Here is a 23,100-nt window from a genome sequence, read left to right on the forward strand (position 1 = left end):
CGCCCGTGGAAAGCGAGCGGTAAGCTTCGGAAAACTACGGGGGAACTTCATTAAAAGTGAAACTATATGGACTTTTTCAGTGGCCTCCGGAAAGGGAGCCGTTTCAACGATTTTCTTATTTATTGGAATATTGGACACCCTATTTTTATCTAATATAAAAACAGCTGACACTCTTATAAAAAGTGTCAGCTGTTTTTAATTGTTTAAAATAAAAGATGTGCTGCTGCTGCGATGATTGGAAAAGCAATAAGTGTACGCAATAAGAAAATCACGACTAAATCCTTGAAATTAACCGGAATTTTCGAACCAAGTAGCAGTCCACCAACCTCAGACATATAGATAAGCTGAGTAACAGACATTGCTGCGATAAAGAAAAGAGTAACCTCTGATTCAATGCCGCTGCTTAGTAGTGTCGGAAGAAACATATCCGCAAATCCTACAACCATTGTTTGAGCAGCTTCAGCAGCTTCTGGAATACCGAATAACATTAATAATGGTTCAAACGGTTTTCCTAAAATAGTGAAGATAGGTGTGAATTCTGCAAGCATTAACGCGGTCGTACCAAAAGCTAGTACAACTGGCGCAACACCAATGTACAAGTCGATTACGTTTTTAAATCCATCTGAGAAAAATTTCTTGATTGAACGGTTATTGTCCGCTTTCATCAATGCATTTTCTAAACCATGTGTGAAAGCATTATAGCCTTCAGGAAAATCCTCCGCTTTCAAATCAAGTGGACGACCATCAATATGCTCCTCTGGTTTACCTTTCAGTGGGTAAATACGTGGCATAATGAATGCTAAAACAAGTCCACAAAGCAAAACAGTAAAATAAAATGGAACGAAATAATTGGAAAGCCCAACTTCATCAAGTACTACAATACAAAACGTGATGGATACAACGGAAAAAGTTGATCCGATAATAGCTGCTTCCTTCTTCGTATAGTATCCTTCTTCGTATTGTCTAGCTGTAAGTAAAACTCCGATAGTTCCGTCACCGACCCAAGAAGTAAGTGCGTCTACTGCAGAACGTCCAGGAAGCTTGAAAAGCGGTCGCATAACTTTTACCATCATCGTTCCGAAAAACTCCAGCAATCCGAAGTTTAATAAAAATGGCAATAATAAGCCTGCGAATAAGAAAATAGTGAATAGGAAGGACACTAAACCGTCTGGGCTAAGTAGCATTCCGCCAGTATTCTCATTCCAAACCGCTTCAGGTCCCACTTGGAAAATAATTAATACAGCAAAAATAGCACCAACTACACGAGTAGCTGTCCAAAATAAAGATACTTTAAATAATTGGTTTACAAACGTGTCCTTTTTAGGGACAAACACAAACACAACCGATCCAATTGCTGCGATCCATATCATTGTTAGTGCTATCCATTGAACGTATGGAGAGATAGCAGTGGATAAGATATTAGAAAATAACGCAATCGGAATCTTAAAACCGTCCGAAGTAGGTAGTGGAATCATGAATAAAATAACACCTACTATGGATGGTAATAGAAATAAAATCCATGTAGATAGAGAAAACTTTTTCAAGTATATGACCAACTTTCTATGTTTGAATAATTATGCAAAATCTTTATTGTTTTTACATAATAATTCTTTTACAGAGTTAAGTCTATAGTATTACTTTATGTTCTATTATTCAAAATCTTTGCTGAAATCATACGTATAAAAGCGTTCAAAATGTAACCAGTTTTCCGCTTCTGGTTCACCATCTGCTAATCGTTTATCCATTTCTTCAAGCATCCATGCAGTTTGGGAAATATGTGCTCGCATTGCACCCATTTTTTCTTCTTTAGATTCTTTAATATTATGCACAACATCGGGCTCTCCTAAAACACCTTTTGAATCGTTCGAAAATGCAAGTGCATAAATTTTTGGTCTTGATGATTCTGGCATGCGACGTATTGCACGAATCATAGCACGACCAGTCGCATCATGGTCAGGGTGAACAGCGTAGTTCGGGTAAAACGTTATGACAAGAGAAGGATTCGTATCAGCAATTAGGTTTTCCATCATTCCGACCATTTTTTCATCGTCTTCAAATTCGATTGTTTTATCACGAAGTCCCATCATACGAAGATCGGTCACTCCCATAGCTTTTGCAGATGCGAGTAACTCTTCTTTTCGAATATGTGGTAATGTTTCGCGTGTTGCAAAAGGAGGATTGCCTAAGTTACGTCCCATCTCTCCTAAAGTTAAGCATGCATAAGTAACAGGAATTCCTTGTTTAATATAAGTGGCAATCGTACCGGAAACACCGAAAGCCTCGTCATCTGGGTGAGGGAATACGACTAATACATGTCGTTCCATTGGTAAAGTCATTTATTTTTCCTCCTTAATAAGTGAATGGGGTTCTGCTGATTTGTAGTGCAACTGCAAGTTTTCCACTCTGATCGTGGCCCGCCATTAGTAAGCGACCATGCTCGTCTAATTCGAAATGCGTAATTCCTTGTGCATACACCCATCCGTGTGGAAGTTTTAGTCCAATTCGATGTGGTGCTTCACCAACTACTTTTCCAAGTTCATAACGAAGCATAACATTGCGAATAAATGCACCAGCGTTAAACACATTCTCGTTAAAATGGGATGCATAAGCACCATTTGTAGTTTCTAAATGTATATATACATCTTCGTTTGCAAAGTTATTCAAAAGCTCTTGTAATTGCTCAACATTAACAAGTTCCATCTATATATTGCCTCCTAACATACTGTCTTTCATTAGTATAATGAAAAATAGTTTTGGAAGCGAATGATTGAACTACACGAAAAGAAAAATAGGGTACTGAAAAACAGTCAATTTTTTAAGGTAAATACTTTTTTTATTTCTAGAAAATCGTTGAAAAAGCGACACTCCTGCGGGAATATAGTTAGTTGAAGATCCCACAGCGAAGCGAGGAGGCTGAGGCAACGCCAGCGGAAAGGGGGGCCACTGAAAAAGTCACTTTTTTTCAAAAAATAAAAACGAAATCCCATAATTCCTTCACTTTTTAGGGTGTTTATGGGGACGTCATGCCAATTTTGATACAAATATACTTCTCAAGTGGTGACTTTATTTTCTGAATTTTGGTTTTTCAGTGGCCTCCGGAAAGGGGGCCGTTTCAACGATTTTCTTATTAATTGGACAACCCTTCTGGCAAAGTAGAATTATAGGGACTTTTTCAGTGCCCTTAAGAAAAAAGGGAAGGATTCTCGAGTTAAACAAAAAACACTTAAAGCATGACTTTAAGTGAAGAAGTTTCCTGTGATTGGCTAGTTTGGACAATCTTTAGTGTAAGTTGGACAATAAACATTGAAGTTTGGACAATCTTTAGTAAAAGTTGGACAATAAATACCGAAGTTTGGACAATCTCCACTAAAACTTGGACAATAAAAAACCACTCAAGAAAAAGAATCTTGAATGGTTTTTCAACTATTTATACTGTAGTTTTTGTAACTTCTGGTGCACCAAATTTTCCTTTTGCGCCGTGTAGAACCGGACCAACGTAATGGTTTAGCTTCCAACCGTGTGCGATAGCAGCAGAAACAAATTCTTTAGCTTCAAAAACTGAATCCGCAACTGTAAAACCATTTGCTAAGTTAGCAGTAACAGCAGCAGCGAACGTGCAACCAGCACCATGGTTGTAAGTTGTATCTGTTTTTTCTGTTTCCAGAAGTGTATGTGTTTGTCCATCGTAGAATAAATCTACTGCTTTTTCATGTGCTAATTGCTTACCGCCTTTGATGACTACATTTTTTGCGCCAAGTGCATGAATTTTTTCAGCAGCAGCTTTCATGTCTTCAATTGTTTTTAATGCTCCTAATCCTGAAAGTTGTCCAGCTTCGAAAAGATTAGGTGTCACAACTAAAGCACGTGGAAGTAAGTGTGTGATCATCGCATCCACTGTACCTGGATTTAATACTTCATCTTCTCCTTTACAAACCATTACTGGGTCAATAACGACACTTTTAACTCCTGATTCCCCAATAATATTACCTGCGGTTTCGATAATTTCTTCTGTACTTAACATTCCTGTTTTGATAGCGTCTACGTTTGTAGATAATGCCGTTTTAGCTTGTCGTTTAATCTCGTCGACTGGAAGAGAAAATACGCCGTGGCTCCAACCATTGTCTGGATCCATTGTAGCGACAACTGTTAGAACGTTCATACCGTATGTACCATGTTCTTGGAAAGTTTTTAAATCGGCTTGTATTCCAGCTCCTCCTGAAGTATCAGAGCCTGCGATTGTTAATGTTTTTTTAATAGACATGACAATTTTCTCCTTTTTCAAAAACCTTTTAATATTATTTTATTGTATCAGATTGGAGGGAACATTTAAATTAAGGAAGTTTAGGTGCTGTCCATAATTTAATTAAGACAAAAATAGAAATAATCGCAACGAGAAATGTAATAATTGATCCAACCATTATGCCATTTGTGAATAATGAAAAAGCTAAAAAGAGAAGAAAAGCTATAAATACAATGGTTCCCAAAGTAAAGCAACCCATACCAATATTTTTAGCCTTTTCAGGAACTTCATTAGACGTTGTTGCAGCTCTCTCAATTGTTTTCAACTTTTCGCGAAAATGTAAATCTGCCATCTGCATATCTCCTTTTTTTCATCGTAACACGTATGGAATAGTTGTTAATAGAGAAACTTTTAGGTACTGTTAACGTAATAGAATGAGAGGAAAAGAGGGATGACATGAAAAATGATAAAAAGATCCGTGAGATGGAGAAACTATTAGAGGAACTAAAAGCGCAAAATGAAACTGCTGCTACGATTGCTGAATATCCTTCTAGACGGGGATTCAGGTTTTGGAAAGTACCAAAAGTTATAGCCAGACTCGGCTCTAAATCATTCCTTGCTATTGCGATAATTGTTTTTCTATTAATAGCGGCATTACCATTTGTTGCTTTTTGGGCAATTAAAGGAAGTACATTTACAGAAAAAAAAGGATCGTTTGTGGAGCAAGTACAAGCCTTAAATGAATTATCCACTGCGCAAGCTTTTACAAAAGTAATTATTGAACGACAAGATAATGCATTATTTGGAAAAGAAATTGGTATCGATTTACCCGGTACAAAAAGACAACTGCTCGTTGTAGTTCCTGGTTCAGTAAAAGCTGGAGTTGATTTTTCACAAGTTACAGAGTCTGATATTAAATTAGATGAAAATAATAAAACAGCAACACTCACACTACCAAAGCCACAATTTTTAGGTGGACCTGAGATTTTATTCGATCAAGTCGAAGTATTTTCATACGAGGGACTATTCCGAGAAAAAGCAGATATTAAAGAAGCATATGAACTTGCTGAAACTGCTAAAGAGATGATGATTGAAGAAACAACAGGACAAGGGTTACTACAGCTGGCCGAAGATAACGCTGCAAAGTCTGTAAAAGAAATGTTCCAATTAGTAGATTATGACGTGCAAGTAGAATTTAAGGAGTGACGTATAATGACTAGCTGGAAAGAAGTTTTAGCAGAAGAATTGGAGAAACCATATTTTGTACAGCTACAGAATTTCTTGGACAAGGAATATGCAGAATATACGATTTATCCTTCTAGAGATGACATTGGAAGTGCATTTCAAGTAACAGCATTTGAAGATGTAAAAGTTGTTATATTAGGGCAGGATCCTTACCATGGTGCTGGACAAGCACATGGGATGAGTTTTTCCGTAAAATCAGGAGTAGCGATTCCTCCGAGTTTGCGAAATATGTTTAAGGAGCTTTCTGAAGATATTGGGTGTCCTATTCCAATGGAAGGATATTTGGGGAAATGGGCGCAGCAAGGTGTTTTATTGTTAAATACAGTATTAACCGTTCGTGCTGGAGAAGCAAATTCGCATAAAGGGATGGGCTGGGAAGCTTTCACAGATACAGTAATTCAGAAACTATCGAAACGAGAAGAACCAATAATTTTTGTTTTGTGGGGAAGACCTGCACAAGCGAAAAAGAAGCTAATTGATTTAAGTAAACATACTATTTTAGAAGCTCCTCATCCTAGTCCGCTAAGTGCACATAGAGGTTTCTTTGGAAGCAAGCCATATTCCAAGATAAATAAACAACTACAAGCTTGGGGTGAAAAGCCAATCGATTTTTGTTTGTAATTATGCTACTATATGGAATGAAAGTGGGGGAGTGAATTGGCTGTAAATTGTTTTAAATGCCGACACTTTTTTACTACATGGGATGCTAATCATCCCCGTGGTTGTAGAGCCTATGGGTTTAAAACGAAAGAGCTCCCATCAGCATTAGTAAAGCGAACCTCTGGCATTGAGTGCTTAAAATTCGAACGAAAGCAAGGGGAGGGACACAAACAATGATTTCTTATAATCAAATTGTTATTCAAATAGAGAAGCAATTACATAAGGCTAAGTTGGAAACAAATGAACAAACTACAAGAGAGGCGTTTGCAGCAATACGAGCATTATGCGAAGTGGCATTAGATTCTTCCACACCTGTAACACCTTCATCTAGTTTTGTTCAAACGAACCAAGTTATGTCCACTCAATCGACTGCCGTAAAAGAAGACGATGCAAACGGAGAATCATTATTCGATTTTTAATAGAAAGTAGGAGACTTTTGTGAAATTCTTTATTATCGCAGGGGCAATCAATGGATTTTTATCTGTAGCACTAGGTGCATTTGGTGCACATGCTTTGAAAGAAAGACTTTCTGAAAAATATTTAGCTATTTGGGAAACAGCTGTTCAATATCAAATGTTCCATGCCTTAGCACTAGTGGCTATCGGAATTTTGATGAGTAGTAAATTACTTGGTCCAGTAACGTCTTTAAATACAGCTGGTTATTTAATGTTAGTTGGAATCGTTTTATTCTCAGGAAGCCTATATGTATTAAGTTTAACAGGAATAGGCGTTTTAGGTGCCATCACTCCAATTGGAGGAGTAGCATTTTTAGTAGGATGGATTATGCTAATTGTTGCTGCAATGAAATTTGCAAATTAATGAGAAGACCAGATCTAAATGGATCTGGTTTCAGACTGTAGACAAATTCGTTTTACAATGAATAGAGATGTATAAGAGAATCAGAGGGGCCAGCCACTTCGCTTTCCGTGGGCTTGGCTTCAGCCTCCTCGTCACTGGAAAAACATGTGCTCCTGCGGTTACTCGTCGCAAAGACACTGGCCAAATAAAGTTCGGCCAATGTCTTTCCTGCGGGGTCTTCAGCTCAAGCTATTCCCACAGGAGTCTCCGTGGCGGGCCCTGCCTATTTTTCAAAAGTTGAAAGTGGAAATCTGAAGATGCTGTGATCAATCAATGTTTCTCGGAATATCTGATAAAATAACGGATTGACTATCCTATTTCATCAAGTGAAAAGGCTTTAATTGTCCACTTTTCTGTTTATTGAAGTTAAAAATAAGCGGAAGGCGGCGACTCCTGCGGGACAGCGAGACAGTCCAAGACCCCGCAGGCAAAGCCGAGGAGGCTTGGCGCGAGCCCGCGGAAAGCGCCGCCTGGAGCGATTGCTACAGGAAAGGCACAATTTTGATTCATAAAAATGCATTTGTCGACAAGCTGAGACCAGATCTAAATAGATCTGGTTTTTTTTTAGATAAGAAAGTATATAAAATTGATGTACTATGAACCCATAGTACTTTTACTAGGATTAGTAAAGACTTGTAGGGGCGCTGAAAGAGTGTCATTCCAATAAATTATTTATCAAATAGCCGCTAGGAAAATTTAGCGCTTTGACATTCACTTTCCTCGGGTTAAGGTATTATTTCTAGAAAATTGTTGAAAAAGGCGACACTCCTGCGGGAATAGCGTTAGTCGAAGACCCCCGTGCTGCGCGAGGAGGCTGAGGCAACGCCCGCGGAAAGGGAGGCCACTGAAAAACCAAAATTCAGAAAATAAAGTCACCACTTGAGAAGTATATTTGTATCAAAATTGGCATGACGTCCCCATAAACACCCTAAAAAGTGAAGGAATTATGGGATTTCGTTTTTATTTTTTGAAAAAAAGTGACTTTTTCAGTGGCCTCCGGAAAGGGAGCCGTTTCAACGATTTTCTTATTAATTGGACTATTGGACAACCTATCTGGCAAAGTCGAATTATAGGGACTTTTTCAGTACCCACGCTTCGGCTTGCCACTTCCCCCCTCTTAAAACTTATCCGGTAATAAGATGGCCGACATGCTGTCCAAAGTACGCTAGAAACAGTGAAGACAAGATGTACTTAAATGGCGCTCTGCGCTTTCCTTATTTGGAATTGAGACCAAATCTTCTTCCATCGAGACTAATTCGCTAGTGGTAAAAAACCAAAACCCAAAAGTTGAGATCAACAAAAAAGAAGCATCCCCCTAAACTAGGAAAGCTTCTTTTCTGTCATTAAAAATAATTAATTTCCTCATCAAATGTAACGTAGTTTAAGTAAATCATAAGCATTAAGTATCTTTTTCCATTTGGGTCACTAATAATGACGTGGTCGCGACCTGCTGCTTCTATATAACCTTTAACGATTAGGGCATTCCATTCTTTATTGTTCTCAAAAGTAAAATAAAATGTACCAAGCTTCCCTTTATTCAGCCTTAAGATGTTCTCGATATAGGATTCTTCTTGTCGGCCTGGTGGGGTTGGTGGTTGAGCGGGAGGGGTCATTTGTTGTTGCTGCTGTGGCATTTGCTGTGGATAACCACCAGGGTACCAGTAATATTGAACCATTCATACATCCTTTCTTTACTTAAATATTTGGACAATCTTCAGTTGATGGGGAGTAAAAACAATGTGATTTGTAGCGTCCAGAGTTCCATTGGTTATACCACTGAGCGGGGCACTCTCCCGAAGGTTCGAAAAACCAAAGAGAACGCGTTGCTGGATGAAACCGCTCACCGTTTATCGTACGTCTTGCTAGTTTTCTGTCGACCTCGCGAGCTGACTGATAAAAATATGATTTCGTTGTTGCTTCAAAACCACCTGGTGATTGGAAAACCATCTCTTCAAGATTACGGATATCTTTGAAATCTAAGCAATTAGCAAGAACTCGATTCACGCCAACATTTCCTACCATCAGCATGCCCAGTTGACCATCACCCTCTGCTTCTGCACGCATTAGCTTTGCTAGTAAATCTAGTTGCTTTGACGTGGATTGAACTACTGCCAAGGCATCACCTCCTATACCTACACTATGTTTGTAAATGACAAATGATTCATTAATACCTGTGACTTATGAGAAATGATTTTAGTTGGAATTTCGGAGGATTTAGTTGGAAAAATAGTAGGAGTAGCCAGAGAAAAAGAAAAGGCAATCTTCAGTCCACTAAGAACGGAAAATCGCCTTTTTCATGTTAATTAAATATGAAAGAATTTTTCTCGTTTTTCATCTTCAAGAATTGTACCAATGAAGAAGGAACCGAATTCTGCATAGCGAGCACTTACTTCGTCAAATCGCATTTCATATACTAATTTTTTGAATTGTAGAACATCATCTGAGAATAATGTTACGCCCCATTCGAAATCGTCAAATCCAACAGAACCTGAAATGATTTGTTTTACTTTACCAGCGTAGCTTCGTCCAATTTTTCCATGGCTTGCCATAAGAGCACGGCGGTCATCCATAGAAAGCATGTACCAGTTATCATTGCCATTGCGACGTTTATCCATTGGATAGAAGCAAATGTATTGAGAACGTTGAAGCTCTGGATATAAACGAGCACGCACATGTGGGTTTTGGTATGGATCATCCGTTGATTCACCAGCTAAGTAGTTAGACAATTCAACAACTGACACATACGAATATGCAGGAATCGTAAAGTCTGCAATTGTTAGTTTATTAAATTTAGCTTCTATTTCTTGTAACTCGTCAATTGTTGGACGTAATGTCATTAACAAGAAGTCTGCCTTTTGACCAACGACTGTGTAAAAAGCATGCGCGCCTGTTTTTGCATCATCAGCTTGTTGTAATTCATCTAAAAATGCTACAAATTCATCTGTTGCTTGTTTACGAAGTTCTGGATCAATTTGTTTCCATGACGCCCAGTCCATTTGTCTGAAATCATGTAAAACGTACCAACCATCTAATGTAATTGCTGCTTCATTCATTATATAAGACACTCCTTTTAAATAAGAAATTGCACCTTTAGTGTATCATAAGAACTGTTTCATATCTCGTAATGTCCTCGATATCGCATGACAATCTGTGACAATCTCGTGTATGCTTGAACTATCGATAACTTCTGTAGGAGGAGTGCAAATGGCAGAATTATTTCAAGAAATAAAAGACAAATTAAAAGGTGCTAATATATCCATTGTTTTACCTGAAGGAACAGATGAGAGAATTCTAGAAGCCGCCGAAAAATTACAAGCAGAGGGAATCATAAAACCTATTGTTATAGGCTCTGCCAATAATCTTTCTCAATATTTGACGGTGATTGATCCAGAAAAATATGAGGAAATGGACGAGCTTGTGCAAGCGTTTGTGGAACGACGAAAAGGGAAAGTGACGGCTGAAGAAGCAAAAGAACTTTTGAAAGACGTTAACTATTTTGGAACGATGCTCGTATACTCAAAGAGAGCGAATGGGTTAGTAAGTGGTGCAGCACATACAACTGCCGAAACAGTTCGTCCGGCACTTCAAATTATTAAAACAAAGCCAGGTATATCGAAAACAAGTGGAGCATTCATCATGGTGAAAGAAAATCTTCGATATGTGTTTGCTGATTGTGCGATTACAATTGCCCCAACAAGTGAAGATTTGGCAGAAATAGCAGTAGAAAGTGCAAAAACTGCATCAGCATTTGGTATTAAACCAAAAGTAGCCATGCTTTCGTTCTCTACAAAAGGTTCTGCGCAATCAGAAGAAACTGAAAAGGTAGTAAAAGCAACAGCCCTTGCTAAAGAGATGGCTCCAAATATTGCAATTGAAGGAGAACTACAATTCGATGCAAGTATAGTGCCTGCAATTGCAGCCAAAAAAGCTCCGGAGGCTATTGTTCAAGGAGATGCGAATGTATTTGTATTCCCATCACTTGAAGCAGGAAATATTGGGTATAAAATTGCAGAACGACTAGGTGGTTTTGAAGCAATCGGTCCTATTTTACAAGGGTTAAATGCTCCTGTAAATGATTTATCTAGAGGTTGTTCAGCAGAAGATGTATATAAGCTTGCCTACATAACAGCAGCGCAAGTATTAGATTAAGGAGTAATTCTAAGGCTATGGGTAAAATCTAAATTCGAATGTGGATACTTCAGACTGTCTTGAAAACGCTTGTCAGTCGAGGCGCGCCAGTACGAGGCGGAAGCGAATAGAACTTAGTTCATGAGCTTACAACGATGTGCAAGCAACGAAGAATGAAAGCGTTTGTCAACAGTCTGAGATTAAGGAGTAGTAGAATGTCACAAGTAGAAATGTTATTACAGCAAGAGATTTGGCGGTTTTGGGATCAATCGCTTAGTGGTAAAAGCCGCTCTGCATTAGAATCATTTGCAGCAGATGATTTGCTTTGCCATTTAGTTGGACAAGGGCAATCTCCAGCAACTGTTCGGACATGGGTTCACCATAATACAGTCGTATTAGGAATTCAAGATCACCGACTTCCATTTGTAGACGATGCGCAGGAGTTCTTACGCACACAAGGTTTTGCTCCCATCGTGCGTAATTCAGGTGGTCTTGCAGTTGTATTAGATGAAGGAGTACTGAATATATCAATTGTCCTTTCTGAAATAGAAGAATCGATTGATATTTCAACTGGTTATGATGTCATGCTAGCTTTCGTTCAGCTTTTATTTCCAGAGGCTGAAGGTAAAATAGAAGCTTATGAAATTGTAGGATCATATTGCCCAGGGTCATATGATTTAAGTATTAACGGAAAGAAATTCGCGGGTATATCTCAACGAAGACTTCGCCAGGGAATCGCCGTTCAAGTGTATTTATGTATAGAGGGTAGTGGAAGTGAGCGAGCAGATTTGATTCGTCAGTTTTACGAAATTGGTGTGCAAGGAGAGGAAACAAAATTTAGTTATCCAGTAATCCAACCTGAAGTGATGGCATCTTTAAATGAATTGCTTCATGCAACCTTTACAGTTGAAGATATTGTCATTCGCCTTCAACAAGTATTACAGATACTATCTACTAGAGTAGTTTCTCAATCTGTCATGCGGGATGAGATGGATCTTTATCAGTTTTATATGCAAAGGGTAATAGATAGAAATAAAAGAATGCTTTCAAAGGAATAAGAAAAAACCACCAATCCCTACATGGTTGGTGGTTCTTTTGATACAAGGTTACCATTTTTCTCCATTTGGAAAATAGGAACAGCCGGTACTTCCTCATCGTTTAATGTAACAAGTCGTCGTGCGCGGTTCATGATTTGCACAAATTGCTCATAATCTTGTTTAATCGCAGCATTTTCTTTTTCCAGTTTTGCAAGTTCACTTTCTAGTTTGCGAATTTTTTCTGTTGATATAGAAGCTAAATGTCGATATCTCGATATATCCGAATCACTATGCTGTAATCGAACGAGATATGCAATGATAATATCAATTGATAATGCAGAGACTGGAACAGATGCTGCTGTACGTTCTCCATTTTCCTGAGGTTTTGCTAGATAAATGCCGTTTCCTCTTCGTCTATAATCTTTTCCTAATATACGAAGCTTTTCTTTACGCTCTTTTTTCGCTTCTTTTAATTCTGTTTCATATTGATGGCGAACGACCGCATTCCAGCGAAATCCACATGCTGCAGCAGTTCGATTTAATTCGTCTCCAGCTTCTTCGAATGCGTTTAACTGAGTACTCCCTTCGCGGACGTGTCGAAGCACCATTTCCGCTAACATTTCATCATTTTCATCCATCCATGCATCTTGTCTAATTTTTACCATGTTTGTCCTCCTACCATGTTCATAGTTTCGTTGTTCTATTAACATAATGGACAACTTATTGCTCTTTTATTCACGTAAAATACACTTGATAGCAATATAAGCTTTAAGATACAATGACCTGTAGACTATTACTATTCATAGAAAGGGTTGTGGACAAATGGCAAACCATTTTCGAGTTTGCGATGAGTGTCAGGCCGTGAATTTAAAAACATTAATTCCAAAGCTAAAGGCGATTGATCCAGAAGCAGAAATTGAAATTAAAGAATGCCAATCGTATTGCGGACCAGGTCGGAAAAAGACGTTCGCATTTATTAATAATCGTCCGGTTGCTGCATTATCAGAAGACGAATTAATGGAAAAAGTACGCGCCAAACTAGAAGTATAAGAAGAGTGCAAAGGGACAATTTGTGTAGGAGCAGAAAATGGACATTTGACTTCAAGCGACTAGACAGTAATTAAATTAGAAGAGTTATAAATAGATGTCCTTGAATCAGAACTTTCGCCGCTTTTCATAAGCGGCTTTTTTCTTTATACTAGTGTAAATCGTTGCAGCAAAAACAGGTGTTACGTTTATAAATAATGGAGGTGGGTAAATGAGCTATGCAACGCAAAAACTAGCAGAAGAGAAAGTGTTTAAAGACCCAGTTCATCGATATATTCATGTTCGCGACCAAGTAATTTGGGATGTTATCGGTTCGAAAGAATTTCAAAGACTCCGTCGTATAAAACAGCTTGGTACTACGTATTTAGTTTTTCATGGTGCAGAACATAGCCGTTTTAATCACTCTCTTGGAGTATATGAAATTGTTCGACGAATAGTGGATGATAGTTTTAACGGACGTCCAGAATGGGATGCTTCTGAGAGACTAGTAGTATTATGTGCTGCTCTTCTTCATGATTTAGGGCATGGACCCTTTTCACACGCATTTGAAAATGTCTTTGATTTAGACCATGAAGAGTTTACGAGAGCGATACTACTTGGGGATACCGAAGTTAATGAGATATTAAAAAGAGTTAGTAATGATTTTCCTCAAAAAGTAGCGGATGCTATTGCAAAAACATATCCAAACAAACAAGTTGTAAGCTTAATCTCCAGTCAAATAGATGCAGACCGTATGGATTATTTGCAGCGTGATGCTTATTTTACAGGAGTAAGCTATGGACATTTTGATATGGAACGAATTTTACGTGTGATGCGTCCTCGGGAAGATCAAGTCGTTATTAAATCGAGTGGAATGCATGCAGTAGAAGATTACATAATGAGTAGATATCAAATGTACTGGCAAGTTTATTTTCATCCAGTGTCTCGTAGTGCAGAAGTTATTTTAACGAAAATTTTACATCGAGCAAAAGCTTTAAGTGAAAGCGGCTATGATTTTGAGCAGCAGCCTACTCATTTTAAATCCTTTTTTGAAGGAACTTTTTCATTAAAAGATTATCTTGCATTAGATGAAGGAGTGTTATTGACGTATTTCCAGTATTGGATCAACGAAAAAGATCCTATTTTATCTGATTTAAGTGATAGATTTGTTAATCGAAAGTTATTCCAGTACATTGAATTTGATCTTGCAAAAGACTATATGAAAATGAGAGAACTAGAGCAATTATTTAAACGAGCAGGGATTGATCCAGAATATTATTTAGTTTTTGATTCGTCATCGGACTTGCCGTACGATTTTTACCGTCCAGGGGAAGAAGGAGAACGAATCCCGATTCATTTGTTAATGCCCTCAGGCGAAATAAGAGAGCTATCACGTGAATCTGAAATAGTAGAAGCAATATCCGGAAAACGTAGAACGGATCATAAGTTGTATTTTCCAGAAGATTTCTTAACAGAAGACGGAAAGAAAAAAGCTTTGAAGAAACAGATTTTAGAACTGTTAAAATAAAGGTGGGTTTGAATTGCTAGGAGAACATGCAAAAATTATACAATTTATCGGAGTAGCTGACGGGATTACTGGCAGAAAAAAACTACAGAAAATGGTTTATATTGCAAAAAAACTACAGTTTCCTTATAAAGAAAAATTTGAATTTCATTTTTACGGCCCTTATTCAGAAGAGCTGACATTGCGTGTAGAAGAGCTTTGTAATATGGGATTTTTGAACGAAGAAAGACAAGATAAGGGCTCGTACGTTCAATACAAATATCAAATGACCGATGCTGGTGAACATTTCACACAAATGGCTCAAGTGGAGGAAGTAAGTCCTTCTTTAATAGCATGTATTGAACAAATGAAGCAGAAAAGCTCTCGATTTTTAGAGCTAGTATCAACTTTATTATATTTTGATCATCTTCCAAAAGAAGAACAAATCGAAAAGTTGCATGTCGTGAAGGGAAAGTTAAATTTCACCGAAGAAGAAATTGAAGAAGCATTTGAGTTTGTGATGAATTTAATGAATGAAAGAGCTATCCATTAAGATAGTTCTTTTTTTTATGAAAGTAAAAGTATGAGACAAACTAATTAGTAACCTGACCAGACAAACCCAAGATTCCAACAAAAAAAGGTATTCGTTCTCTCATAACTTGAGAGAAGAATCCCTTATTTCATCGTTCTGATTATTTATCGCTGAATAATTTACCTGCAACGCCGTAATGATTTTTCGGCATGTCCTCGATGAATACAACAACATTTTCAACTGGAGCGTTTACTGTTTCAGATACTGCAGCTGTCACTTTTTCTACTAATGCTCTTTTTTGTTCTTCTGTACGACCTTCTAGCATTTTTACTGTTACATATGGCATTTCATTTCCTCCTTTAGTGAAATCTTCTGTATACTAGATATCATAACAGAACGGAGGGAACTTTCGAATGGCAAATGAAGAAAAACCAAAACAAAAAATTGGCTTTACGATTATAAAAAATGATCCGACTGATGGACATAAAGGATATGGGATTGGTTCTCTATCTCTTGAAAATGTGTCACCAGTCATTATTGATATAGAGGAAGGCGTTGCAAGAGTAGAAATTGGTGCGATGCATGCAAGAAGCGACACAGAGAGAGGCGTTAAGTTTACGACTAATCGGGAGGATTCCGAAGGCGGAAAACCGTACTGGTTAGTTTGGGTAACAATTGACCAAAAACAGGAAGGTCCATATTATGCTGGAGTTACAGCATGCGAAATGGTTGTTAATCGTGAAAAACGTCGCGGGTATAAAATTTTGGCAGATCATGTGAATCGAATGGATAAATCCATGAAACGCCATATTCTTGTAGATTTTATGGATGATCGTTCTAAAAATATTTTGCGTGACTTTCTACAAACGCATAACCGTGAGATATGGGATAGAAGTGATGAAAAGTTGCATAATGATTTACAAGTGAATTCGAATAAATAATGACAATTTTATAGCTTCACTTTATGTGGTTGAATATTAAGCGAAAAGAAAGTACAATTTACTTAAAGCTTACTTCAAAGTAATGCTAGGACACTTAGTGAACATGCAAATTGTTCGTAGAAATTGAGACAACCCATTCCGATAACTGCAAGCTTTCTGCAATATGTACCACTAAGAAAAAGCTTTCTATTACCTCTTGTTAGGTAGTAGAAAGCTTTTTAATTTATTTTCTAGTTACTCTCCGAAAAATGAGAATGGGAAAAGTGACCATGGGTCAGAATCCTCTTCAGAATCCACTTCAAACGTTTGTTGCTTTAATTTTGGATCAGTACATAATTTTGTCGGTACGTCCTTTTCCTTTAAATAGACAAGTCTTTGCTTCTCACAAGCTGAAGTAGCAATTCCACCAGTTTCAATATCTACTATGACTCCTCGAACACCAGGTGGAGCTATAAAAGGTTCTACTGGTAAGCCTTGATGCGCCTTTTCCATAAATTCAATCCAAACCTGCTTTGTCACTTGTTTTGCTTCTGCATCACTTACTTGTTTTCCTTGATCGTACCCATTCCAGACACCTGCAGTCAGTTGTGGGGAGAACCCGATCAAATATTGATCGGAAATAGTAGTTCCTGATTTAGCAGCATATGGTCGTGACTGCTTGGAGCGAATGCTAATACCTGTCGCTGGAGAGTAATCATTGAAAATAGGATCGAACATACCAGTTAGTAAATGTGTTAACAAAAATGCATCTTGCTCTACTAATACTTTTTTATCTTTTACTTTTTCTTTTTCTACATCGTAAAGTACATTGCCGTCATTATCCGTAATTTTCTTAATATATGTTGGTTTCTTTTGAATGCCGTCCGCAGAAATCGTATTGTATGCCTTTGTCATGTCAAGAAGGGATACCTCAGACGTACCTAGTGCAGTTGCTGGGGTATTCTTGACTTCCATATTAATATTAAAACGTTCAATCAGTTGTTGGAATGGTTTATAACCAACTTGTTCAAATGTTTTTACAGCGTAAATATTATCGGAAATGGCGAGAGCCTGTGCCAGCGAGATGGGATGCTCAGCAAATTCGCCGTTAACATTTTTCGGTTCGTATTCTCTTCGTCCGTTATCGTAAGTGAAAATAGTTCGCTCACTCTTCATATACGTGAGAGGAGAAAATCCATTTTCTAATGCTGCTGCGTACAACAATGGTTTAATAGTTGAACCAGGCTGCCTCTTCGCTTGTGTCACTCGATTAAATGGACTTTCTGCAAAATCTCGTCCTCCAACCATCGCTGTTACAAACCCAGTTCTTGGCTCCATACTGACAAAACCGATTTGAAGCTCACCCTCAGGCATCCACTTGTCGATAATTTCTTCTGCTGCTTGCTGATGTTGTCTATTTAAGGTTGTCTCAATTGTCCAGCCACCTTCTTCAATGCGATGGCCTTTTTTCTGAACAATTTCACTTGCTTCTTTCCAAACTTCTTCTAAAAAGTAAGGTGCCATTTTTTGCGTTACAATGGAATCTTCCGTTTTTAAAACGTAATTTTCCTCTAGTGCATTTTTACGTTGATCTGCAGTGATAAATTGTTGATTTTCCATTAATTTTAAAATTAGTTGTTGGCGGTTAACGGCTTTTTCCTCATTCACTAATGGGGAATAGTGAGTAGGCCCTTTCGGTACGGCCATTAATAAGGCAGATTCTGAAAGAGTTAAAGATTTTGCACTCTTACCAAAATAAAACCTGCTTGCTGCCTCCACACCGTACATTCCATGTCCAAAATAAACGGTATTCAAATATCCTTCTAGCAAATCATCTTTTTCGTAAAAAATTTCTAAACGATATGCATACAACGCCTCATTAATTTTCCGATTCCATGACTTTTCATGAGTTAAAAACAGATTTCGTGCGTATTGCTGAGTAATCGTACTTGCACCTTCTACTTTTTTCCCAGCTTTAACATCCTTTAAAAGAGCAGAAGCAATTCGAGTATAATCAAACCCGTGATGCTCATAAAACTCTTGATCTTCCACTGCAATTGCGGCTTGGGATACAAAAGGTGAAATCTCGTCCAAAGAAACCCAGTAACGTCGCTGTTCCTTAAATCGATCACCAATGACATTTCCTTGATTATCTAAAAAGACTGAAGAAATAGGAACTTGGATAATAGGTGCTCCAACAATTTGTGCATAAATACGAAGGGTCAAAAAAGCGCTGAGAAAAGCACAAACAGCAGCAATACTTAGTAGAAAAATCCTTTTCATGCGTTTTGATCGAATGACTTTTTTTCGGTATTGTACGCGACGCATAAAAATCTACTCCGTTCTTTTGAGGTTTTTATTAGTATGAGAACAATAGATTCAAATTAAACAGAGGAAGAAAAAACTATTGCACTTTCTTCAAAAACCTCTATACTTTCTTTGTATTTATTTTTTTGATACATTACACATAAATCATATTGGCGAGGAGATAGATAAATGGCTGGATTTTGGTTTACAGAAAAGCAAACCGAGAATTTTGGCATTACGATGAAGGTGAATCGTACACTTCATACGGAACAAACAGATTTTCAATTATTAGAAATGGCGGAGACTGCTGAGTGGGGGAATATGCTCTTTTTAGATGGCATGGTAATGACATCGCAAAAAGACGAATTTGTGTACCATGAAATGGTTGCACATGTTCCTTTATTTACACATCCTAATCCGGAGAACGTATTAGTTGTTGGAGGCGGAGACGGCGGAGTAATTCGTGAAATTATGAAGCATCCGAAAGTAAAAAAAGCAACTCTTGTTGATATAGACGGAAAAGTTATCGAGTACTCTAAGAAATATTTACCGGAAATTGCGTGTGAATTAGAAAACCCACGTGTAGAAGTACATGTAGGCGACGGTTTCATGCATATTGCAGAGTCTGAAAATGAATACGATGTAATCATGGTAGATTCAACTGAACCAGTAGGACCTGCTGTAAACTTATTTACAAAAGGTTTCTATGCTGGAATTTCGAAAGCTTTGAAAGAAGACGGACTATTCGTTGCACAATCGGACAACCCTTGGTTCAAAGCGGATTTAATCCGACAAGTACAAAAAGACGTAAAAGAAATTTTCCCGATTACAAATATGTATTTGGCGAATATTCCAACGTATCCAAGTGGTCTTTGGTGCTTTACGATTGGTTCGAAAAAATACGATCCACTTCAAGTTCCAGACGAGCAGTTCCATGATATCGAAACAAAATACTATACAAAAGAGCTTCACAAAGCAGCATTCGTATTACCGAAATTTGTGAAAGACTTAGCAGGAGAGTAAGCCAATGCGATTTGATGAAGCTTACTCAGGAAATGTATTTATTAAAAGCAAGCAAAATTACGAAGAAGCGCAAGCAGTTATTTATGGCATGCCAATGGACTGGACAGTAAGTTACCGTCCAGGCTCACGCTTTGGCCCGCAGCGAATTCGTGAAGTATCAATTGGTCTAGAGGAGTACAGTCCGTATCTAGATCGCGAGCTAGATGATGTGAATTACTTCGATGCTGGCGATATTCCACTTCCATTTGGAAATGCAGGGAAAAGTTTGGATATAATTGCAGAATTTATTGGTCAACTCATGAAAGACGGGAAAGTTCCTGTCGGAATGGGTGGCGAGCATTTAGTGTCATGGCCAGTAATGAAAACTGTGGCGGATAACTATAAAGACCTTGCGATTATTCATATGGATGCGCATACGGATTTACGTGTGGAATATGAGGGGGAACCACTTTCACACTCTACACCAATTCGAAAAATTGCAGAGTATATCGGTCCAAAAAACGTATATTCTTTTGGTATCCGTTCTGGAATGAAAGAAGAGTTTGACTGGGCAAAAGAAAATGGTATGCATATTTCTAAGTTTGAAGTATTAGAGCCTTTAAAAGAAGTACTTCCAACACTTGAAGGTCGTCCTGTCTATGTCACTATTGACATTGACGTATTAGACCCTGCACATGCACCTGGTACAGGAACTGTAGATTGTGGAGGAATTACAAGTCGCGAGCTACTTGCTTCTATTCATGCCATTGCAAACTCAGGCGTAAACGTTGTCGGCTTTGACCTAGTAGAAGTTGCACCTATTTACGATTCATCTGAGCAAACTGCAAACACTGCTAGTAAGTTAATACGCGAAATGATTTTAGGTTGGGTTAAATAGAAAGTGAATATTCAGTGTTACTGCGACGAGCTTGCGCAGGAGCAAACAGCTAATACAGCTTCGAAGTTAATACGCGAAATGCTTTTAGGTTGGGTTAAATAATAAGAAAACGTGATGTCCATAAGGGCATCACGTTTTTTGCTTCTAGTTAATGTTTAGTTGGCATTATAATGCTTTTAGCTTTATAATAAAAAGGTTATATTAAAAATGTATTAAGGATGAAAGCAATGTCTCAACCAATAAAAAAAGCAGTGATTGTTCGCTTATTATCGACGATTCAACATCCAAATGCAGCAGCAGAAACTTTCGATATGAAAACGACAGGTGAGCTAACGATAAAAGGAGCTCAACCTTATTTAGTTTACGAAGAAGTGCAGGATGAAAAAGCGATTAAAACAACTGTGAAGTTAAATAGTGAATCCGCTTTAATTATTCGAAGCGGCGGCGTAAAAATGCGGTTGCCTTTCTTTAAAGGAGAACTTCAAACAGGAAGTTACGATTCCGGATACGGCACAATGATGATCACAACAAATACGAAACAACTACATTTTAAAGATGGTCATTTTCGAGTAGAATATGAACTTTTAATGAATGAAGAAGTTGTAGGTACATATACATTAGAACTAACTTATACGGAGGCGAAATAAATGAATGCAGTAGAAAAAGTACAGCAATCGATTAAAACAGCGTTGCAAAATGCGATTGTAAAAGCAGAATTAGTAGCGGAAGATCAAATTCCAGCTATTCATTTAGAAACACCGAAAGATAAAGCAAATGGTGATTATGCAACGAATGTTGCAATGCAACTAACAAAAATAGCGAAAAAAGCACCTCGCCAAATTGCAGATGCAATTGTTGAAAATCTTGATATGGCAGGAACAATGATGGAGAAAATCGATATCGCCGGACCTGGTTTTATGAACATTACTGTTCGTAAAGATTATTTACAAGAAGTTGTGAAAGCAGTTTTATCAGAAAATGAAAACTACGGTCGTACAAATTCAGGAGCTGGTGAAAAAATTCAAGTAGAATTTGTATCTGCTAATCCTACTGGCGACTTGCACTTAGGGCATGCTCGTGGTGCATCTGTTGGGGATTCATTATGTAATGTGTTGGATTTCGCAGGATACAATGTAGCACGTGAATACTATATTAACGATGCTGGTAATCAAATCCACAATTTAGCAGTTTCGATTGAAGTACGCTATTTTGAAGCATTAGGTCTTGAAAAAGAAATGCCGGAAGATGGATATCGTGGTCAAGATATTATCGATATCGCAGCGGATCTTGTAAAAGAGCATGGGGATAAATTTGTTCAGATGTCAGACGAAGAGCGATATAAAGCGTTCCGTGCACATGGTTTAAAAGTAGAACTTGCCAAATTACAAAAAGATTTAGCAGATTTCCGCGTTGGTTTTGATAATTGGTTCTCCGAAACATCATTGTATGAAGACGGTAAAATCGAGGTAGCATTAGATAAATTAAAAGCAAATGGACATATTTTTGAAGAAGAAGGAGCTACTTGGTTCCGTTCTACAACATTTGGTGATGATAAAGATCGAGTATTGATTAAAGGTGATGGATCATTCACGTATTTACTACCAGACATCGCATACCACGAGGACAAATTGGTTCGTGGATTCGATCAGTTGATCAATATTTGGGGAGCGGATCATCACGGATATATCCCACGTATGAAAGCAGCGATAGAAGCACTTGGTTATGAACGTGAAAAGTTAGAAGTGTCCGTTATTCAAATGGTTCAGCTGTATAAAGACGGAGAAAAAATGAAAATGAGTAAACGTACAGGTAAAGCAGTTACGATGCGTGAGCTTGTTGAAGAAGTTGGACTCGATGCAGTTCGTTATTTCTTCGGCATGCGTTCTGGCGATTCTCATATGGACTTTGACTTAGATTTAGCTGTTTCACAATCAAATGAAAACCCAGTGTATTATGCACAGTATGCACATGCACGTATTTGTTCGATTTTACGTTCAGCTGAAACTCAAGAGATGAAAGCTTCTACAGATTCACTTCACTTATTACAAAGTGAAAAAGAGTTAGACTTATTGAAAAAAATCGGGGACTTCCCACAAGTAGTGGCAGATGCTGCAAAACTTCGTGCATCTCACCGTGTAGCAACATATATCCAAGAACTAGCTGCAACATTCCATAGCTTCTACAATGCGGATAAAGTACTCGACGCAGAAAACGTAGAACTATCTGAAGCACGTCTTGCACTAGTAACGTCAGCTCGTCAAACAATTGCAAACGCACTACGCTTAATCGGTGTTGCTGCTCCAGAAAAAATGTAATACTACTTTAAACACTTCGATCTCGGTAGTGATGTTCAGACTGTAGACAAACTCAAAAAATGAGTTTATCTACAGTCTTTTTATTTTTATAAAGGAAAATCAGGTTTTCCGAAGCTTACCGCTCGCTTTCCGCGGGCGAGTGCCGAGCCGCTTCGTCGCTATGCTCCTTCAGGGTCTCGTCTGACTCGCTTTTCCCGCAGGAGTCGATCGGACGCTTCTCCAAACCAATACAATGCTACTTTCCACTTTTTCATTCATTTTAATGTGAGAGCAACTGCGAACAAATTTAGTAAAGAAGTGTTTTTTTTATTTGGAAATAAAATCCGGTTCGAGAGAATAAAAAGTTATCCGAGAGAAACAGGAGTTTATGCGAGAGAATAGATGGACTATCCGAGACAACCAGGCGGTTATCCGAGAGAATAGTTATC

25 protein-coding genes are annotated in these 23,100 nt (G+C 38.0%); 14 read left to right on the top strand and 11 right to left on the bottom strand.

Translation table 11 applies throughout. The annotated features are described in order from the left end of the window. Positions 1-203: 203 nt before the first annotated feature. The 5 genes from FG384_RS02535 to FG384_RS02555 all read right to left on the bottom strand — a co-directional run bounded on the left by FG384_RS02535 (position 204) and on the right by FG384_RS02555 (position 4,592). Positions 204-1,544, bottom strand: coding sequence for a YjiH family protein (locus tag FG384_RS02535; protein ID WP_142640993.1), 1,341 nt, complete (start codon positions 1,542-1,544; stop codon positions 204-206). Positions 1,545-1,649: 105 nt separating this feature from the next. Then, complete coding sequence (gene bshB2, locus FG384_RS02540; protein WP_142640994.1) at positions 1,650-2,336, bottom strand: bacillithiol biosynthesis deacetylase BshB2; 687 nt, start codon at positions 2,334-2,336, stop codon at positions 1,650-1,652. 13 nt (positions 2,337-2,349) lie between these two features. Beyond that, positions 2,350-2,700 carry a YojF family protein gene (locus FG384_RS02545; protein WP_142640995.1) on the bottom strand — a complete coding sequence of 117 codons (351 nt, stop codon included), beginning with the start codon at positions 2,698-2,700 and terminating at the stop codon, positions 2,350-2,352. Between the two features lie 727 nt (positions 2,701-3,427). Beyond that, positions 3,428-4,261 carry a bifunctional hydroxymethylpyrimidine kinase/phosphomethylpyrimidine kinase gene (thiD, locus tag FG384_RS02550; protein ID WP_142640996.1) on the bottom strand — a complete coding sequence of 278 codons (834 nt, stop codon included), beginning with the start codon at positions 4,259-4,261 and terminating at the stop codon, positions 3,428-3,430. Between the two features lie 70 nt (positions 4,262-4,331). Further along, a complete protein-coding gene (locus FG384_RS02555) occupies positions 4,332-4,592 on the bottom strand; it encodes a hypothetical protein (protein WP_142640997.1) in 261 nt (86 codons plus the stop codon). A 104-nt stretch (positions 4,593-4,696) separates the two neighbouring features. On the opposite strand from FG384_RS02555, the gene FG384_RS02560 reads away from it, so the two are divergent. From FG384_RS02560 to FG384_RS02580, 4 genes are all read left to right on the top strand, one after another. Continuing rightward, positions 4,697-5,446, top strand: a complete 750-nt coding sequence (locus tag FG384_RS02560) for a DUF4230 domain-containing protein (RefSeq protein WP_142640998.1) — start codon at positions 4,697-4,699, stop codon at positions 5,444-5,446. Positions 5,447-5,452: 6 nt separating this feature from the next. Beyond that, positions 5,453-6,106, top strand: coding sequence for a uracil-DNA glycosylase (locus FG384_RS02565; RefSeq protein WP_142640999.1), 654 nt, complete (start codon positions 5,453-5,455; stop codon positions 6,104-6,106). Positions 6,107-6,318: 212 nt separating this feature from the next. After that, on the top strand, positions 6,319-6,564 hold the full coding sequence (locus FG384_RS02575) for a YwdI family protein (protein ID WP_142641001.1): 246 nt from the start codon (positions 6,319-6,321) through the stop codon (positions 6,562-6,564). 19 nt (positions 6,565-6,583) lie between these two features. After that, positions 6,584-6,964 (top strand): DUF423 domain-containing protein, encoded by a 381-nt coding sequence (locus FG384_RS02580; protein WP_142641002.1) that lies wholly within the window; start codon positions 6,584-6,586, stop codon positions 6,962-6,964. Between the two features lie 1,382 nt (positions 6,965-8,346). Here the strand turns inward: FG384_RS02580 and gerQ are convergent. The 3 genes from gerQ to hemQ all read right to left on the bottom strand — a co-directional run bounded on the left by gerQ (position 8,347) and on the right by hemQ (position 10,056). Continuing rightward, the gene (gerQ, locus tag FG384_RS02585; RefSeq protein WP_142641003.1) at positions 8,347-8,679 is read right to left on the bottom strand and encodes a spore coat protein GerQ; all 333 of its coding nucleotides are present in this window, start codon (positions 8,677-8,679) and stop codon (positions 8,347-8,349) included. A 19-nt stretch (positions 8,680-8,698) separates the two neighbouring features. Continuing rightward, positions 8,699-9,118 (bottom strand): cell wall hydrolase, encoded by a 420-nt coding sequence (locus tag FG384_RS02590; protein ID WP_142641004.1) that lies wholly within the window; start codon positions 9,116-9,118, stop codon positions 8,699-8,701. 188 nt (positions 9,119-9,306) lie between these two features. Continuing rightward, positions 9,307-10,056, bottom strand: coding sequence for a hydrogen peroxide-dependent heme synthase (gene hemQ, locus FG384_RS02595; RefSeq protein WP_142641005.1), 750 nt, complete (start codon positions 10,054-10,056; stop codon positions 9,307-9,309). A gap of 151 nt (positions 10,057-10,207) precedes the next feature. On the opposite strand from hemQ, the gene pta reads away from it, so the two are divergent. Both pta and lipL read left to right on the top strand, forming a co-directional pair. After that, positions 10,208-11,152 (top strand): phosphate acetyltransferase, encoded by a 945-nt coding sequence (pta, locus tag FG384_RS02600; protein ID WP_142641006.1) that lies wholly within the window; start codon positions 10,208-10,210, stop codon positions 11,150-11,152. Between the two features lie 194 nt (positions 11,153-11,346). Next, on the top strand, positions 11,347-12,189 hold the full coding sequence (gene lipL / locus FG384_RS02605; RefSeq protein ID WP_142641007.1) for an octanoyl-[GcvH]:protein N-octanoyltransferase: 843 nt from the start codon (positions 11,347-11,349) through the stop codon (positions 12,187-12,189). A 17-nt stretch (positions 12,190-12,206) separates the two neighbouring features. Here lipL and FG384_RS02610 read toward each other — a convergent pair whose 3' ends face one another. Then, positions 12,207-12,833 (bottom strand): RsfA family transcriptional regulator, encoded by a 627-nt coding sequence (locus FG384_RS02610; RefSeq protein ID WP_142641008.1) that lies wholly within the window; start codon positions 12,831-12,833, stop codon positions 12,207-12,209. A gap of 157 nt (positions 12,834-12,990) precedes the next feature. Between FG384_RS02610 and FG384_RS02615 the strand changes: the two genes are divergently transcribed. The 3 genes from FG384_RS02615 to FG384_RS02625 all read left to right on the top strand — a co-directional run bounded on the left by FG384_RS02615 (position 12,991) and on the right by FG384_RS02625 (position 15,251). After that, the gene (locus FG384_RS02615; protein ID WP_142641009.1) at positions 12,991-13,218 is read left to right on the top strand and encodes a YuzB family protein; all 228 of its coding nucleotides are present in this window, start codon (positions 12,991-12,993) and stop codon (positions 13,216-13,218) included. 208 nt (positions 13,219-13,426) lie between these two features. Beyond that, positions 13,427-14,722 (top strand): HD domain-containing protein, encoded by a 1,296-nt coding sequence (locus FG384_RS02620; RefSeq protein WP_142641010.1) that lies wholly within the window; start codon positions 13,427-13,429, stop codon positions 14,720-14,722. Between the two features lie 13 nt (positions 14,723-14,735). Next, positions 14,736-15,251, top strand: a complete 516-nt coding sequence (locus FG384_RS02625) for a YwgA family protein (protein WP_142641011.1) — start codon at positions 14,736-14,738, stop codon at positions 15,249-15,251. A gap of 139 nt (positions 15,252-15,390) precedes the next feature. Here FG384_RS02625 and FG384_RS02630 read toward each other — a convergent pair whose 3' ends face one another. After that, the gene (locus FG384_RS02630) at positions 15,391-15,576 is read right to left on the bottom strand and encodes a 2-hydroxymuconate tautomerase (protein WP_093267743.1); all 186 of its coding nucleotides are present in this window, start codon (positions 15,574-15,576) and stop codon (positions 15,391-15,393) included. A gap of 67 nt (positions 15,577-15,643) precedes the next feature. On the opposite strand from FG384_RS02630, the gene FG384_RS02635 reads away from it, so the two are divergent. After that, positions 15,644-16,171 carry a YwhD family protein gene (locus FG384_RS02635; RefSeq protein WP_142641012.1) on the top strand — a complete coding sequence of 176 codons (528 nt, stop codon included), beginning with the start codon at positions 15,644-15,646 and terminating at the stop codon, positions 16,169-16,171. 234 nt (positions 16,172-16,405) lie between these two features. Here the strand turns inward: FG384_RS02635 and FG384_RS02640 are convergent, their stop codons facing one another. After that, positions 16,406-18,478 carry a transglycosylase domain-containing protein gene (locus FG384_RS02640; RefSeq protein WP_142641013.1) on the bottom strand — a complete coding sequence of 691 codons (2,073 nt, stop codon included), beginning with the start codon at positions 18,476-18,478 and terminating at the stop codon, positions 16,406-16,408. A 168-nt stretch (positions 18,479-18,646) separates the two neighbouring features. On the opposite strand from FG384_RS02640, the gene speE reads away from it, so the two are divergent. From speE to argS, 4 genes are all read left to right on the top strand, one after another. Continuing rightward, positions 18,647-19,480: a spermidine synthase gene (gene speE / locus FG384_RS02645; protein ID WP_142641014.1), complete on the top strand. Its 834-nt coding sequence runs from the start codon at positions 18,647-18,649 to the stop codon at positions 19,478-19,480. A 4-nt stretch (positions 19,481-19,484) separates the two neighbouring features. Further along, entirely contained in the window at positions 19,485-20,357 is an 873-nt protein-coding gene (gene speB / locus FG384_RS02650; RefSeq protein ID WP_142641015.1) for an agmatinase, read from the top strand. A 227-nt stretch (positions 20,358-20,584) separates the two neighbouring features. After that, positions 20,585-21,004, top strand: coding sequence for a YwiB family protein (locus tag FG384_RS02655; RefSeq protein WP_240793329.1), 420 nt, complete (start codon positions 20,585-20,587; stop codon positions 21,002-21,004). Then, complete coding sequence (gene argS / locus FG384_RS02660; protein WP_142641016.1) at positions 21,005-22,672, top strand: arginine--tRNA ligase; 1,668 nt, start codon at positions 21,005-21,007, stop codon at positions 22,670-22,672. Positions 22,673-23,100: the final 428 nt, after the last annotated feature.

The organism is Psychrobacillus vulpis (assembly GCF_006861825.1).
Taxonomy (GTDB): Bacteria; Bacillota; Bacilli; order Bacillales_A; family Planococcaceae; genus Psychrobacillus; species Psychrobacillus vulpis.

Bases quoted from the DNA above. Each gene is read 5' to 3' on its own strand.
- FG384_RS02620 (WP_142641010.1), top strand. From the start codon at position 13,427: ATGAGCTATGCAACGCAAAAACTAGCAGAAGAGAAAGTGTTTAAAGAC.
- FG384_RS02635 (WP_142641012.1), top strand. From the start codon at position 15,644: ATGGCAAATGAAGAAAAACCAAAACAAAAAATTGGCTTTACGATTATA.
- FG384_RS02575 (WP_142641001.1), top strand. From the start codon at position 6,319: ATGATTTCTTATAATCAAATTGTTATTCAAATAGAGAAGCAATTACAT.
- pta (WP_142641006.1), top strand. From the start codon at position 10,208: ATGGCAGAATTATTTCAAGAAATAAAAGACAAATTAAAAGGTGCTAAT.
- FG384_RS02615 (WP_142641009.1), top strand. From the start codon at position 12,991: ATGGCAAACCATTTTCGAGTTTGCGATGAGTGTCAGGCCGTGAATTTA.
- hemQ (WP_142641005.1), bottom strand. From the start codon at position 10,056: ATGAATGAAGCAGCAATTACATTAGATGGTTGGTACGTTTTACATGAT.
- FG384_RS02630 (WP_093267743.1), bottom strand. From the start codon at position 15,576: ATGCCATATGTAACAGTAAAAATGCTAGAAGGTCGTACAGAAGAACAA.
- bshB2 (WP_142640994.1), bottom strand. From the start codon at position 2,336: ATGACTTTACCAATGGAACGACATGTATTAGTCGTATTCCCTCACCCA.
- FG384_RS02640 (WP_142641013.1), bottom strand. From the start codon at position 18,478: ATGCGTCGCGTACAATACCGAAAAAAAGTCATTCGATCAAAACGCATG.
- speE (WP_142641014.1), top strand. From the start codon at position 18,647: ATGGCTGGATTTTGGTTTACAGAAAAGCAAACCGAGAATTTTGGCATT.
- FG384_RS02555 (WP_142640997.1), bottom strand. From the start codon at position 4,592: ATGGCAGATTTACATTTTCGCGAAAAGTTGAAAACAATTGAGAGAGCT.
- argS (WP_142641016.1), top strand. From the start codon at position 21,005: ATGAATGCAGTAGAAAAAGTACAGCAATCGATTAAAACAGCGTTGCAA.
- FG384_RS02610 (WP_142641008.1), bottom strand. From the start codon at position 12,833: ATGGTAAAAATTAGACAAGATGCATGGATGGATGAAAATGATGAAATG.
- speB (WP_142641015.1), top strand. From the start codon at position 19,485: ATGCGATTTGATGAAGCTTACTCAGGAAATGTATTTATTAAAAGCAAG.
- FG384_RS02565 (WP_142640999.1), top strand. From the start codon at position 5,453: ATGACTAGCTGGAAAGAAGTTTTAGCAGAAGAATTGGAGAAACCATAT.
- FG384_RS02545 (WP_142640995.1), bottom strand. From the start codon at position 2,700: ATGGAACTTGTTAATGTTGAGCAATTACAAGAGCTTTTGAATAACTTT.
- FG384_RS02560 (WP_142640998.1), top strand. From the start codon at position 4,697: ATGAAAAATGATAAAAAGATCCGTGAGATGGAGAAACTATTAGAGGAA.
- FG384_RS02655 (WP_240793329.1), top strand. From the start codon at position 20,585: ATGTCTCAACCAATAAAAAAAGCAGTGATTGTTCGCTTATTATCGACG.
- lipL (WP_142641007.1), top strand. From the start codon at position 11,347: ATGTCACAAGTAGAAATGTTATTACAGCAAGAGATTTGGCGGTTTTGG.
- thiD (WP_142640996.1), bottom strand. From the start codon at position 4,261: ATGTCTATTAAAAAAACATTAACAATCGCAGGCTCTGATACTTCAGGA.
- gerQ (WP_142641003.1), bottom strand. From the start codon at position 8,679: ATGGTTCAATATTACTGGTACCCTGGTGGTTATCCACAGCAAATGCCA.